The organism is Micromonospora ureilytica, from assembly GCF_015751765.1.
GTDB classification, from domain to species: domain Bacteria; phylum Actinomycetota; class Actinomycetes; order Mycobacteriales; family Micromonosporaceae; genus Micromonospora; species Micromonospora ureilytica.
In genome coordinates, this window is sequence record NZ_JADOTX010000001.1 from 4,288,140 (window position 1) to 4,301,384 (window position 13,245).

The window sequence follows — 13,245 nt, forward strand, 5'->3', positions numbered from 1 at the left end:
GATCCGGCGGGCCAGCGGGTGGGACGGGGGTCAGGCCTTGACGACCGGCTCCCGGCGGGTACGCGCGAACGCCAGCCCGCCCAGCACCAGGCCGGCCAGACCGGCGACGAGACCGGCCACACCGAGGCCGACCGCGAGCCCGTTGCCGTCGTCGTCATCATCGTCGTCGGGCGACGCGACGGCGGCGCTCGGCGCGGGCGATCCGGCCGGCGCCGCGGCGGCGGCCAGGGTGAGGACCGGAGCCGGGTGCTCCGGCTCCTCGGCACCCGGCGCCGGCTCGTCGATCCAGCGCGAGATGTTGCCGTCCGAGTAGGTCTGCAGGGTCTTGAAGACCATCGATTCGACCTGCGGCAGCGGCCCCAGCGAGACGGGGAACTCCTGGAACTGACCCGGCTTCACCGCCGCGTCGCCGGTGGCCGTCCAGGTGATCTTGGAAACCGCTTCGGTGAGCTGACTGCCGTGCACCTCGATCGGCGGGTCCACCTTGCGCTTCTCCGCGGTGACCGTCCAGCCGGGCACCGGCATCGTCGACACCGAGCCGACCGGGGCGTTCTCCGGCAGCACCACCTCCAGCTTGGTGGTGGAGGCGGTGTCGCTCTCGTTGGGCACCCGGAACGCCACACGGGCGTAGCCGCCCTGCGTCGCCTCCTTCGGGTTCACCGTGACGTGCGCGGACGCCGGTCCGGCGAAGCCGAGCACAGCGGTGGCGGCGGCGGTGAACGCCAGGGCGGCAGCGGCGGTTGCGGTACGCCGGAATCGGGTCATGGGTTTCGCGAGCCTCTCTAACGGATGGGCACGGTGGCGGTCACCGTGGCCTGGTCGATGTCGGTAGTGCGGGCGGTGATCTTCAGTTGCCACTCGCCGGCGGTCGGCAGGCTGATGTCGCCGTAGGCGTGACTGTCCGTCAACCGCAGCAAGGGCACCTCGATCGGCTCGATCCCCGCCGAGGGCAGCGCGGCGGTGGCCTTCCACTCCGCGACCAGCAGTGGTTTGTTGTCCTTGTCGTACGCGTACAGGTGCACCGAGTTGTTGCCCCGCTCGGCCGGGCTCACCTCGACCTCCACGGACAGCAGTGGGCTGGACAGCCTGGTGCTGAAGAGGCCGGATTCGGCCCCGGCGGACGGGCCGGCCGCGGCGGTGCGGGCGGGCGTGGTCTGCACGAGCGTGGCGGACACGGCCAGCACGACCACCGTGACGGCCAACTCCACCAGGACCGCCCGACGCACCGGCGCCGGGCGTTGCGCCGCGACCCGGCTACGCACCAACTGCCGGGAGTACGCCGCCACGCCGATGACCAGCGCGAACAGGCCGATCTTGGCGAGCAGCAGGCGCCCGTAGGTGGTGTCGAAGAGCGCCTGCGGGGTGGCCACCTCGATCAACGCCTGGACGGTGCCGGCCAGCAGCAACGCCGAGACGGCGAGCGCCGCCCAGCGCGACCAGATCGGCAGGATCGCGCCCAACTCCCGCTCGTCGGCCTGCCGCAGCAGGAAGACGGCGAGCATGAGCAGGCCGCCCAGCCAGACCGCCATGCTGCCCAGGTGGACCGCGTCGACCACCACCGAGACCGCTGGCGCCGGGGAGGCCGCCGGGTGCCCGGCCAGCGGCCAGGTCAGCAGGGCCGCACCGCCGAGCACGGCCAGGATGATCGCGTCCGCCCGGCCGGCGGGCCGGGCCAGCAGCGGGCGGAGCAGGAAGACGGACGCCGCCAGCAGGCCGAGCCGGACCAGGTGGGCGGCACCGAAGGCGCTGCCGAAGACACTGCCGAACCCCTCACCGGTGACGTCGAAGAGACCACCACCAGCGGTGTAGGGCACCTGCAACCACAGGTCCGCGAGGGTGGCGAAGGCCACCAGACCGAGGCCGATCCAGGCCAGCCGGGTCGGCCCCCGCCGGGAGAGCCGTCGTGGCCAGAGCGCAGCCAGCACCAGCGCCGGCCCCACCAGCAGCACCAGGCCGGCGTAGCCGAGGAAACGGGCCACCTTCACCGCCGTCTCCACCACCGGGTTGGCGCGGCTGTCCGTGCCGGAGTCGACGGGTGGGGTCGACGGCGCGCCGACCGAGTAGGTGAACGCCCCGGAGACCGGGTGGCTGTCGGCGGAGATCACCCGGAAGCTGACCAGGTAGGTGCCGCGGGCGCCGGCCGGATCCACCGGGATGGTCACGACCCCGCCGCTGAACGACGGTTCGCCCCGGTCGGCCCGGGACCCGTCCGGCGCGATGACCCGGATCTTGTCGGGCACCTTACGGACCGACTCGCTGAACGTGAGGACCACCTCGGACGGCCCGCTCGGCACGATCGACGCGGCGGCCGGACTGCTGCTCTCCAGCACCGCGTGGGCGCTGGCGGAGGTGGCTGGCGCGATCAACAAGGCGACGACGGTGACCAGGAGGCCGGCGGCTGCGGCCAGCCGGGCAGCCCAACGGCGGGGGGCGACAGTCATGCCGGACATGGTCGCCGATAGGTGTCCCTTTCGGCGAGCCGAGGGGGGTGGGCGCGTCGGTGGTCGCACGTCATGAACTGGTAGTCGGCACGGGGCGCGGAAAAGTTCCCGACGTGGCGCAGACCATCCAAGAGCCGAACGACCCTGACGCGCCGCCGGCTGCCGCGTAACCTGGTGTGTCGTGATCCCTGTCCCGCGTGACCCCGGTGCCGCCGGTCCGGCCGCACCTGTCGACCAGGTCGCCCGGGACCCGGCAACCGAGTGGGCGCTGACCGCCCGCGACGGCGACACCACCGCCCAGGCGGCGTTCGTCCGGCTGACCCAGGCCGAGGTCTGGCGGTTCGCCGCCGCCCTGGTCGACCCGGACAGCGCCGACGACCTGACCCAGGAGACCTACCTGCGGGCGTTTCGGGCCCTGCCCGCGTTCGAGGGTCGCTCCAGCGCCCGCACCTGGCTGCTCGGCATCGCCCGGCGGGCCTGCGCCGACCACCTGCGCACCGTCATCCGGCGTCGGCGGCTCGACGAGCGCCTGGCGGCGAACGCGTACACCGACCACCCGCACCCGGACCCGGCCGGCCAGCTCGGCGCCGCCGACCTGGTCCGCCGCCTCGGCCCCGAGCGGCGCTCCGCGTTCGTGCTCACCCAACTGCTCGGCCTGTCGTACGCCGAGGCCGCCGCCGTCGAAGGGGTGCCGGTGGGCACCATCCGCTCCCGGGTCGCAAGAGCCCGTGACGACCTGGTCGAGGCGGTCGGCGACGCCCTGACCGGCTGAACGCGGGAACTTCCGGCGCGGACGGGACGACAAATGAGCGTGACAGCACCTTCCGCCCGAGGCGGCCGTTGGCCAGTGATCCGCCCCTGGCTCGGCATCGCGGCCCGACTCGGCCTCGCCGCCGTCTGGCTGGTTGCCGGCGCGTCGAAGGTCAGCGATCTCGCCGCCTCCGGGCGGGCTGTCAACGCGTACCAGGTGCTGCCGTACGACGTGGCGACAGTGATCGGCGCGGCCCTGCCCTTCGTCGAGCTGGCGTTGGGGGTGCTGCTGCTACTCGGGCTGGCCAGCCGGCTCGTCGCCGGGGTCTCCGCCGCGCTGCTGGTGGTCTTCATCGCGGGGATCGCCTCGGCCTGGGCGCGTGGGCTGGCCATCGACTGCGGCTGCTTCGGCAGCGGCGGGCAGCTGGCCGCGGGGCAGGCACCCAGTTACCTCCCGGAGATCCTCCGGGACCTGGGATTCTTGATTCTGGCCGGTTTTCTGCTGATCTGGCCGCGTACGCCGGTATCGGTGGACGGGTGGTTGTCCGGCGAACCCGTTGTGGAGGACGAGGATGAGTAGTCGCAAGGGGCAGCGGGACGCAGCCCGGGTGGTCCGCGAGCAGTTGGCCCGTGAGCGGCGCCGCCGCCGCACGATCTGGGTCTCCGCCGCCGCTGTCGTCGTCCTGCTCATCGCCGGTGTCGTCGGCTGGGCCGTCTGGTCCAGCCAGCGCTCCGACGACTTCACCACGCCACCCGGCGCCAACGCGGCCGGCACCGGCATCGTCACCGGCGGCGGCCCGGTCACCGTCGACGTCTACGAAGACTTCCTCTGCCCGGCCTGCAGGCAGTTCGAGCAGACCAGCGGGTCGACCCTCGAACAGTTGGTGGCCGAGAACAAGGCGACTGTGGTCTACCACCCGGTCGCGTTCCTGAACCGTTTCTCCACCACCGAGTACTCCACCCGCTCCTCGGCCGCCTCCGGCTGCGCCGCGGCGGGCGGCAAGTACCACGAATACGCCAAGGAGCTCTTCGCCCAGCAGCCGCCGGAGGGCAGCGCCGGGCTCACCGACGACAAGCTCATCGACATCGGCACCGGCGTCGGCCTCGACCGGGGCTCCTTCGGCAGCTGCGTGAAGGACGACACGTACCGGACGTGGACCGAGCACGTCACCGACGACGCCAGCCGGAGCAACGTCACCGGCACGCCGACCGTCAAGATCAACGGCCAGCCCCTCGAGAACCCCACCCCGGACGCTCTCACCGCAGCCGTGGCGGCGGCCGGCAAGTGATCCGTACCCTGCTGGGGCGCGCCGGCCTGGTCGCCGCCGCAACCGGCCTGGTGACCGTGATCAGCGCTGCGCCCGCCGCCGCGCACGGCGCCGACGCACCGGACGGCACCGACTACCGCACCCGCACCACCGGGGTCGCACCGGCGCGGCCAGGGCTCGAGGTACGCGTCGTCGAGGCCGGCGCCCGACTGGAGCTGACCAACAGCACCGGCCGCGCCATCGAGGTCATCGGCTACTCCGGCGAGCCGTACCTGCGCGTCGGCCCGGACGGGGTCTTCGAGAACAGCCACTCCCCCGCCACGTACCTGAACCGCACCATCACCGGGGACACCGCGCTCCCGGCCGAGGCCGACCCGGCCGCCGCACCGTCCTGGCGGCGGATCGCCGACGGCACCACCGCGCGGTGGCACGACCAACGCGCGCTGTGGCAGGAGTCGGCACCGCCGGCCGCGGTACGCGCCGCGCCGGGCCGCGAGCACCGCGTCCGGGACTGGACCATCCCGCTGCGCGACGGCACCGACCCGGTGGTGATCGGCGGCACGCTGGACTGGGTGCCACCGCCGGACGCGTACACCTGGTGGGCGGTGACCATCGTGGGGCTGCTCGCGGTGGGCGCGCTCGGCCTGCTCGCCGCCTCTGCCCCGGCCGGCGCCCGCGCGCTGTCCGCGCTGGGCGTGTTGCTGATCGTCGGCGGCGCGCTGGCCGTCGGGTACCCGGTGGGGCGAGAACTGGACGCCGGCGCCCAGGGCGTGGGTGGGGTGCTGGTCGGGCTGCTGTCCGGGCAGATCTGGTCCCTGCTCACCGGCCTCGGCGCGATCGCCGCCGGTTGGTACGCGCTGAGCCGCCGCCCGGCCGCCGACTTCGTGGTCGCGCTGGCCGGGAGCTGCCTGGCACTCTTCTCCGGAGCGGCGAACGCCGCCGTGTTCGCCCGCTCCATCGCCCCGGTGCCCTGGTCGCCCACGACCGCCCGCGTGCTGGTGGCGCTCTTCCTGATCAGCGGCGCCGGCGCGACAGCCGCCGGTGTCCTGCGCCTACACGCCACCTCCCGCACCACCGCCCGAATACCAACCCCAACCCCCTGACCCCCGCACCCCGCACCCCTGTCCTGCGGCGATCTTGCACTTTGTGTTGGTGATATGCGGCTTTTCCCCGCAAAGGCGGGGACAGAAACTGCAAGATCGCGGGGGTGAGGTGGGGGGTCAGGGGTTCGGGGTGAAGCCGTAGGGGAGTTCCAGGCGGTGTTTTGCCAGCAGGGGGGCATCGCTCAGCAGAGTGCGGGTCGGGGCGTCGGCGACGATCCGGCCGTTGTCCAGGATCACCGAACGCTCGCACAGCTCCGCCGCGTACGGCAGGTCGTGCGTGACCATCAGCAAGGTCACCGGCAGGCCGCGCAGGATCTCGGCGAGCTCACGACGGGCCGCCGGGTCCAGGTTCGACGACGGCTCGTCGAGCACCAGGATCTCCGGGTGCATGGCGAGCACGGTGGCCACCGCCACCCGGCGGCGCTGCCCGAACGACAGGTGCTGCGGGGTCCGGTCCCGGTGCTCGCTCATCCCCACCGCGGCGAGCGCCTCGTCCACCCGGGCGGCCAGCTCGGCCCCGCGCAGACCCAGGTTCGCCGGCCCGAACGCCACGTCCTCCGCAACCGTGGGCAGGAACAACTGGTCGTCCGGGTCCTGAAAGACGATGCCCACCCGGCGGCGCACCTCGGCCAGGGTGGCCCGATCCGGCGTGACCGTCAGCCCGCCGACGCTCACGCTCCCCTCGACCGGGGTGAGGATGCCGTTGAGGTGCAGCACCAGCGTGGTCTTGCCGGCGCCGTTGGGCCCCAGCAGCGCCACCCGGTCGCCACGCGGCACGTTCAGGTCGACCCCCTGCAGGGCGACGTGCCCGTCCGGGTACGCGTAACGAACACCCCGAACGTCCAGCGAGACAGCGGTCTGCACGACACCGATCATGACAGCACGACGGCGGTGGCGGCGATCGAGGCCGCCAACACCGGCACTGTCGCGGCGACCAGCCACTGACCGGCGCTCGCCGCACCCTCGCCCTGCCACACGGCGGGCATCCGCCCGGTGTAACCCCGGGACAGCATCGCCAGATAGACCCGCTCGCCGCGCTCGAAGGCGCGCAGGAACAACGCCCCGATCCCGGCGGCGAAGCCGCGCAGCTGCCACAGGAAGCGCGGGTCGTCACCCCGAGAGATCCGGGCCACCCGCATCCGCCGCGCCTCGCCGACCAGCACGTCCAGGTAGCGCAGCATGAACGTGGCGATCTGGGTGAGCACCTGCGGGCAGTGCAGCCGGTCCAGCCCCACGATCAGGTCCCGGGTGGTGGTGGTCGCGGCGAGCAGCAACGAGGCGAGCACCCCCAGCGTGCCCTTGGCCAGGATGTTCCACGCACCGTGCAGCCCGTCCTCGGACAGGCGCAGGCCCAGCACCTCGACCCGGTCGCCGGTGCCGAGGAACGGCAGGGCGACGGCGAACAGCACGAACGGCAGCTCGATCAACGCTCGGCTGAGCAACCACCGTGGTCCCACCCGGGCCAGCGCCGCCACCGCCGCCACCAGCACGGCGTACGCGCCGAAGGCCCAGAACGCCTCGCGTGGGGTGGCCACCACGGCGAGGGTGAAGACCACCATCGCAACGATCTTGACCTCGGGCGGGAGCCGGTGCACCGGCGAGTCCGACTCGCGGTACAGCACGTGCCCGTGACCGGCTCCCATTCGCGTACCCCTGCTCAGCTGGCCGTGCCGGCGCGCGACGCCGCAGCGTCACCCTCGGCGGGCGTGGCGCTCTCGGCGGGCGTCGTCGCGTCATCGTCGGTCGGCGTGCCGCCTCGACGGCGCAGCAGCCAGAACCCGCCGGCCCCGATCGCGAAGGTGACCAGCACCCCGAGCACCCCGGAGAGGCCGGTGGAGACGAAGCTGTTGCGTACGCCCCGTACGCCGTAGTCGGCGAGCGGGCTGTCGGCCAACTCGTGGTCGCGGGCCTGCTGCGCCGGGCAACTCCCCCCGACGATGTTGTCGTCGGCGTCGACGGTGCAGCCCTTGAGCAGGGACGAGTCCAGCCCGTCCGGGTGCGACGAGGCGTAGTTGCTCACCACACCGGCGAGCAGCAGGGCGACCAGCAGGCCGCCGGCCAGGAAGGCCCAGGATCGGTTCTTCATCGGACACCTCCGGCGACCGGAACGGCGGGGGCGGTGGGCGTGCGCAGGGACCGCAGCGCGTACACCAGGTCGGGGCGCACCTTCGCGACGGTGAGCACCGTGGTCGCGGTGATCAGACCCTCGCCGATGCCGATCAGCAGGTGGACGCCGGCCATCGTGCCGGCCAGGCCACCCAGGTTGCTGCCCAGGTCGGTGGTGCCACCCAGCCAGTACTCCAGGACGAAGCCCTGCGACGCCACCACCACGCTGAGCGTCGCGGCGACGAACGCGGTCACGGCCAGTCCGGCCCGCGTGCGGGGCAGCACCCGCAACAGCAGCGCGATCAGCGCGTACGCCGCCGCGGTGCCGAGCAACGCCATGTTGGTGATGTTGAGGCCGAGCATCGCCACGCCGCCGTCACCGAAGATCAGTGCCTGCACGACAAGCACCACGGCCACGCAGAGCGCTCCGACCCAGGGGCCGACCAGCATGGCGGCGAGCGCGCCACCGAGCAGGTGACCACTGACACCGGCCGTGAAGATCGGGAAGTTGAGCATCTGGACGGCGAAGATGAACGCCGCCACCAGGCCGGCCATCGGGGCCAGCCGGTCGTCCAGGTCGCGCCGGCCGCGTAGAACGCAGGCGGTGAGCGCGGCAAGAGCGAGCGCAGCGAAGATCGCTGCCACGGGACCGTCGATGATCCCGTTCGAGATGTGCATCGCCAGTGTCTCCACGCGACCTCCCACGCGTCAGCGGGCCCGACCGGGCCAGCGTGGGTCAGCCTATTTCCCAAGCATCGTTGTTGCCAGACTCTGGCAACAACGCATGGCCTTGATCACTCCAGGTCAGGGTCCACCATCCACCCGCCCACCCACACGCCGACGCGTCCCGGCGGCGGCGGCACCCCCCGGCTCGGCGGTAGGGTCGGGCCATGACCGCGCCCGACCGCCTCTCCCCCGGTGACCCCGCGCCCGAGTTCACCCTCGGCACCGACACCGGCGACCAGCTCTCCCTCGCCGACCTGCGCGGCCGCAAGGTCGTCCTGTACGCCTACCCGGCCGCGATGACCCCCGGCTGCACCAAGCAGGCCTGCGACTTCCGCGACTCGCTCGCCTCACTCCAGGCCGCCGGCTACGAGGTCGTCGGCATCTCCCCCGACAAGCCGGAGAAGCTGGCGAAGTTCCGAGAGCGCGACGCGATCACCTTCCCGCTGGTGTCGGACCCGGACAAGGCGGTGTTGATCGCGTACGGCGCGTACGGCGAGAAGCAGCTGTACGGCAAGACCGTCACCGGCGTGATCCGCTCGACGTTCGTGATCGACGCCGACGGCAAGATCGAGCGGGCGCTCTACAACGTCAAGGCCACCGGGCACGTCGCCAAGCTCCGCCGCGACCTCGGCCTGGACTGACCTGTCGTACCGGTTCGCTACGGTCCGTCAGTGGTCCGATACAAGTACACGCCCGAAGCGCTGGCCGCCGCTGCCGCCGTCGCCCGCAACATCACCGAGGTGATGCGGTTGCTCGGCGTACGCGTCAGCGGTGGCTCGCACGCGCACATCAGCCGGCAGCTCAAGCGGTTCGGCATCGACACGTCGCACTTCACCGGTCAGGCACACAATCGAGGCGTGCGTTGGCGGCGGATGTCCCCTACAGAACTGCTGGTAGTGCTGCCGGCCGACTCTCGCCGAATTCCAGGGATCCGCCTCAAACGCGCCTTGGCGACAATCGGCCTCCCCGAGACCTGCGAGGTGTGCGGCACCGGGTCAACGTGGCAAGGCGCCAGACTGACGCTGCACGTGGACCACATCAATGGCGATTTTCTCGACAACCGGCCACGCAACCTCCGCCTGCTTTGCCCCAATTGCCACAGCCAGACCTCCACATACGCTGGTCAGCGACGGCCTGCACTCGTCGAGCCCGAGGTGGTCTACGATCCTGATGCGGTTACTCCGACCGGCTTCCCGATAGGCAGGCGACTGCCGAGTCGGCAGGACTGGCCGTGGACGCTTGTGGAGTTCAGCTTCAAGGGGCCGTAGCCCAACGGCAGGAGGCATGCGGTTTAGGTCCGCACCAGTGCGGGTTCGAATCCCGTCGGCCCCACATCGCCTTTAGTGACGACGGATCCTGGCTCGGTCAGAGCCAGGACTGAGTGTCGGGCGCGTCACTGTCGCGGGTCGTGGGCCTGGTCGTCGGGTCAGGATGGCGAGCGTGAGTCTGCGCTTCGTCCTCGACCCCGATCTGACCCCGCGGCTACGTGCCGAGATCGTCGACCTCTGGGTGGACGTCAGCAACGCAGGCGGCGCCGTCGGCTTCGTGCCACCGGTCAACGCCGCCGAGGTGCACGTCATCGCCGGCCCGACATTCGCCGGCATCGTCGACGGACCGGACCGGCTGCTGGTCGGTTACTCCGGGGGTCGACTGGCGGCTATGTTGATCTTCAGTGACAACCGTTTCCCGCTCAAGGCGCACTGGTGTGTGTTGAAGCGGGTGATGGTCCACCCGGACACCCAGGGCGCCGGCTACGGCTCGGCGCTGATGGTGGAGGCCGCCCGGCTGGGCAGGGTGTTCGGCCACGAGGCGCTGCACATCACGGTGCGCGACGGGCTGGGGCTGGACAAGTTCTACGGTCGCCTCGGGTATCGGGAGATCGGCCGACTGCCGGGCGCGCTGCGGGTGGCCGCCGACGACGACCGGGACGAGATCCTGATGTGGCTCGATCTGACGGTGGCCGACTGAGCGGTCAGCCCTCGCACCACCGGGCGTTCGCGCGGGCCGAGCTGGTGGTCGGCGCGTCGGTGGCCGGCGCGCTCGCCTTCGCCACCTCGACCGGGCGACGAGCCGGTGTCGGAGTGACGGCCGGTCGGGTGTTCGGCGGTCGGGTCGACGCGGACGGGCGTCGGGTGGCCGCCCCGGCACCGGGTGCGTACATCCGGGTCGTGCTGTTCTGCACCTGGCCGGGCGCCATCCGAATGCCGCCGGCGGTGACCCGGTTGCCGTACACGTCGCTGATTCGCAGGTTGAACGGGCCCGGCCCGGCGCCGGAGGCGATCAACCAGTAGTTGTAGTCCTGCCGGGCGGCCGACTGCCAGGGGCCGCTGTCCCCCTGCCGGACCTCGACGGACCGCAGCGGGTTGCCGTGGTTGCCGACGCGGACGGCGAACCACCACTGCGACGCGCCCTCCTTGATCCGGAAGGTGAGCGGTCCGGGCAGCGGCGGGTTGACCACCGCGCGGTAGGTGACCGGAACGAGGCCCTGGACCGGGTCGGCGATCCGGGCGAACGCCTCGCGGGACAGGTCGAGGTGGCCGGGCTCGCACTCCGGGCACTGGTCCATGATGAGCACCCGGACGGTGCCCTTCGGGCCGACGACGTCGAGGAATCCGCCGCAGGCGGCACCGGCGGAGTATTCCGCCGGTCCGAGCGCGACGTAGAGCCGGTTGGCCGGGGCAGCCGGGTTCGAGCAGTTGCCGCCGGCACCCTTGGAGTCGTAGAAGGTCGCCTTGCCGCTGTGCGTGGCGTTGCCGGTGGGTGGCGCGGCGGCGAGCGTCCGGCCCGCGGCGCAGGCCGGGGTGGAGCCGGAGCGCAGGGTGAGGGTGAGCCCGAGCGCCGCCGCGAGGACTGTGACGCCGGTGGCGACCAGCCAGGGCTTCGCGCCGGACGACGGCGCGGGCCGGTCCTCTGGAGGATGGTCCAGGTCGATGTTGATGTCGACAGCGCCTTCGTCCGTCACGACGGCGATGCTGCCGGACCGGGGCGCGTACCGACAAGCGGGCTAAGCCAAAGCTAAGACAGCATCGACGGACAGTGATCGTGGGGTGCCGATTGCCGGTCGGCGACCCGATCAGGGGTCGATGACGATCGGGGCGCCAACGGCCAAGGGTCCACTGTCGAGCGGCACCAGGTGCAGTCCGAAGAGGAGCTTCTGGTCGACGTTGCGGTGCCGCCCGAGGGTGCGCAGCGGCTCCTTCGTGCGTACCCCGGTCTCCTGGTCGGTGGTGGTCACCACGCAGCGGTTGCACGGCCCGGCGGCCCGGAACGACAGGTCGCCGATGCGCAGCGGCCGACCGACCCAGTCGTCCTCGGCCCAGGCCGGCGCGCCGCCGACCACCAGGTTCGGTCGGAACCGGCTCATCGGCACCGGCTCCTCCCCCACCTCGGCCAGCCAGTCGTTGAGGACGTCGAGGGAGGCGGCGTTCACCAGCAGCAGCGGGTAGGTGTCGGCGAAACTGACCTGGTCGCCGGTGTCGTGGTCGCGGACCCCGGCGACCAGGTGACGGGTCGGCTGGGCCAGCCAGACCAGCCGGACCGGTCGGCCGAGCAGGGCGCCGAGCCAGTCGTCGGCCGCCTGACCGGCCGGCAGCGCGGGGACCGGGAAGGTCCGGTTGCGGAAGGTACGCACCGCGACCGGTTCGCCGCCGGCCGGCTCCGGCACGTCGAGGTCGGGCTGCCCGTCGGCGCGCAGCGACAGACCTCCCGGGCGCACCGAGGCGCGCAGCCCGACCAGCCGGGTCGTGTCCCGTTGGGTGACGCCGACGCCGTCGGCGTCGACGACCATCCAGCGCCGGTCGCCGGCCAGACCCCAGGGATGCACGAACGCGCCGTCGTGGTCGAGCCGGTGACAACCCTTGACGGGGTACGTGTGAATCGAGGTCAGCCGCACCCGGCTACCATGCCACGCCGATCCCGTCGCCCGGGTACCAGTGATTTGCCGGGCTCTCCCGATAGGCGAGGAACCGTCGGCCGGTGCGTTCGGCGTGCTCGGCGAGCACGTTGGTGCTTGTGACGTTGTCGGTGAGCAGGATCGCGCCGGGGGCGAGCTTGGGCTCCACGGCGTCGAACTCGCGCTTCTCGTGGGCGCGACTGTGGTCGCTGTCGTGCAGGAACAGGTCGACCGGGCGATCCAGTGCGCCGATCGAGGCGATCGAGTCGCCGATCACCAGGTCGACGACCTCCGACCAGGGCGCGACCTGGGCGAGGTAGCCGGCCTCGGGGTTGATGTCCAGCGAGGTGACCCGGCCCGGGTGCCCCTCCTGAGCGTTGCGCAGCAGGGCGGACGCCAGAACGCAGGTGCCCAACCCCTTGTCGACGCCGGTCTCCACCACGTGCGCGGGGTGGGTGGCCCGGACGATGGCGTACCAACCGACGCGTCGGGCGTAGTGGACCTTCTTGTCGGCGAGACCACGGCGGGCCGCTGTGGCGGTGGCCTGCTCGATGTGTTGCCGCAGCACGTCGTCGGACTCGATTTCGGCGACGTAGCCACGGACCTGCTTGACCGGGAGGTCGCAGACGATGCTGACGAACCAGGTCAGGTGGTGACGACTGAGCTTGGTCAGTTCGTACGTGTAGTTGTGATGTTCTCGGGAGGTGACCAGCCACCGCGCTGAGACGCGCAGCACCTTGGCGTCGTGGCGGGCGATCCGGGCGAGCCGCTTGGGGAACGCGGCGACGGGCGCGAGCGGGCTACGGGCGATGGCTCGGCGCAGCGGGGTGGCGTCCACGGAAGGTTCATACCACCTCTGCGGGGACACCGGGAGAGAGAAGTCACGGATGGTCCGCCGCCCGATTCGGAACCCGCGTCGCGCGATGGTGGCCGGACGAGGGTACGCGGCAGGAAAGCAC

16 protein-coding genes and 1 tRNA gene are annotated in these 13,245 nt (G+C 72.0%); 8 read left to right on the top strand and 9 right to left on the bottom strand.

Going from position 1 to position 13,245, the window contains the following annotated elements:
- Positions 1–30: 30 nt before the first annotated feature.
- Together IW248_RS19285 and IW248_RS19290 are read right to left on the bottom strand one after the other, a co-directional pair.
- A complete protein-coding gene (locus tag IW248_RS19285) occupies positions 31–765 on the bottom strand; it encodes a YcnI family copper-binding membrane protein (protein ID WP_196928107.1) in 735 nt (244 codons plus the stop codon).
- A gap of 17 nt (positions 766–782) precedes the next feature.
- Positions 783–2,450 (bottom strand): copper resistance CopC/CopD family protein, encoded by a 1,668-nt coding sequence (locus tag IW248_RS19290; RefSeq protein WP_196928108.1) that lies wholly within the window; start codon positions 2,448–2,450, stop codon positions 783–785.
- A 172-nt stretch (positions 2,451–2,622) separates the two neighbouring features.
- Between IW248_RS19290 and IW248_RS19295 the strand changes: the two genes are divergently transcribed.
- From IW248_RS19295 to IW248_RS19310, 4 genes are read left to right on the top strand one after another with little or no spacing between them, the layout of a single operon-like run.
- Entirely contained in the window at positions 2,623–3,213 is a 591-nt protein-coding gene (locus tag IW248_RS19295; protein ID WP_124817545.1) for a sigma-70 family RNA polymerase sigma factor, read from the top strand.
- Positions 3,214–3,246: 33 nt separating this feature from the next.
- Positions 3,247–3,771 (top strand): MauE/DoxX family redox-associated membrane protein, encoded by a 525-nt coding sequence (locus IW248_RS19300; protein ID WP_196928109.1) that lies wholly within the window; start codon positions 3,247–3,249, stop codon positions 3,769–3,771.
- On the top strand, positions 3,764–4,480 hold the full coding sequence (locus IW248_RS19305; RefSeq protein ID WP_196928110.1) for a DsbA family protein: 717 nt from the start codon (positions 3,764–3,766) through the stop codon (positions 4,478–4,480). Before IW248_RS19300 ends, IW248_RS19305 begins: the two co-directional genes overlap by 8 nt.
- Positions 4,477–5,562: a hypothetical protein gene (locus IW248_RS19310; protein ID WP_196928111.1), complete on the top strand. Its 1,086-nt coding sequence runs from the start codon at positions 4,477–4,479 to the stop codon at positions 5,560–5,562. Before IW248_RS19305 ends, IW248_RS19310 begins: the two co-directional genes overlap by 4 nt.
- Positions 5,563–5,679: 117 nt before the next feature.
- Here the strand turns inward: IW248_RS19310 and IW248_RS19315 are convergent, their stop codons facing one another.
- From IW248_RS19315 to IW248_RS19330, 4 genes are read right to left on the bottom strand one after another with little or no spacing between them, the layout of a single operon-like run.
- The gene (locus IW248_RS19315; protein WP_124820599.1) at positions 5,680–6,438 is read right to left on the bottom strand and encodes an energy-coupling factor ABC transporter ATP-binding protein; all 759 of its coding nucleotides are present in this window, start codon (positions 6,436–6,438) and stop codon (positions 5,680–5,682) included.
- Positions 6,435–7,205: a cobalt ECF transporter T component CbiQ gene (cbiQ, locus tag IW248_RS19320; RefSeq protein WP_196928112.1), complete on the bottom strand. Its 771-nt coding sequence runs from the start codon at positions 7,203–7,205 to the stop codon at positions 6,435–6,437. Before cbiQ ends, IW248_RS19315 begins: the two co-directional genes overlap by 4 nt.
- Before the next feature lie 14 nt (positions 7,206–7,219).
- Positions 7,220–7,648 (bottom strand): PDGLE domain-containing protein, encoded by a 429-nt coding sequence (locus IW248_RS19325; protein WP_196928113.1) that lies wholly within the window; start codon positions 7,646–7,648, stop codon positions 7,220–7,222.
- Positions 7,645–8,361, bottom strand: coding sequence for an energy-coupling factor ABC transporter permease (locus tag IW248_RS19330; RefSeq protein ID WP_124820602.1), 717 nt, complete (start codon positions 8,359–8,361; stop codon positions 7,645–7,647). The genes IW248_RS19325 and IW248_RS19330 overlap by 4 nt, the downstream gene beginning before the upstream one ends.
- Positions 8,362–8,558: 197 nt before the next feature.
- Here IW248_RS19330 and bcp point away from each other — a divergent pair, with 197 nt between their 5' ends.
- From bcp to IW248_RS19350, 4 genes are all read left to right on the top strand, one after another.
- Positions 8,559–9,035 (top strand): thioredoxin-dependent thiol peroxidase, encoded by a 477-nt coding sequence (gene bcp / locus IW248_RS19335; RefSeq protein WP_196928114.1) that lies wholly within the window; start codon positions 8,559–8,561, stop codon positions 9,033–9,035.
- A gap of 30 nt (positions 9,036–9,065) precedes the next feature.
- Positions 9,066–9,662 carry an HNH endonuclease signature motif containing protein gene (locus IW248_RS19340; protein WP_196928115.1) on the top strand — a complete coding sequence of 199 codons (597 nt, stop codon included), beginning with the start codon at positions 9,066–9,068 and terminating at the stop codon, positions 9,660–9,662.
- Positions 9,653–9,726: transfer RNA gene (locus tag IW248_RS19345), tRNA-Leu, on the top strand. The genes IW248_RS19340 and IW248_RS19345 overlap by 10 nt, the downstream gene beginning before the upstream one ends.
- 108 nt (positions 9,727–9,834) lie before the next feature.
- Positions 9,835–10,362, top strand: a complete 528-nt coding sequence (locus tag IW248_RS19350; RefSeq protein ID WP_196928116.1) for a GNAT family N-acetyltransferase — start codon at positions 9,835–9,837, stop codon at positions 10,360–10,362.
- A gap of 4 nt (positions 10,363–10,366) precedes the next feature.
- Here the strand turns inward: IW248_RS19350 and IW248_RS19355 are convergent, their stop codons facing one another.
- The 3 genes from IW248_RS19355 to IW248_RS19365 form a co-directional block, all read right to left on the bottom strand.
- Complete coding sequence (locus tag IW248_RS19355; protein WP_196928117.1) at positions 10,367–11,356, bottom strand: expansin EXLX1 family cellulose-binding protein; 990 nt, start codon at positions 11,354–11,356, stop codon at positions 10,367–10,369.
- A gap of 111 nt (positions 11,357–11,467) precedes the next feature.
- Positions 11,468–12,286: an MOSC domain-containing protein gene (locus IW248_RS19360; protein WP_196928118.1), complete on the bottom strand. Its 819-nt coding sequence runs from the start codon at positions 12,284–12,286 to the stop codon at positions 11,468–11,470.
- Between the two features lie 4 nt (positions 12,287–12,290).
- The gene (locus IW248_RS19365; RefSeq protein WP_196928119.1) at positions 12,291–13,124 is read right to left on the bottom strand and encodes a class I SAM-dependent methyltransferase; all 834 of its coding nucleotides are present in this window, start codon (positions 13,122–13,124) and stop codon (positions 12,291–12,293) included.
- Between the last annotated feature and the right edge of the window lie 121 nt (positions 13,125–13,245).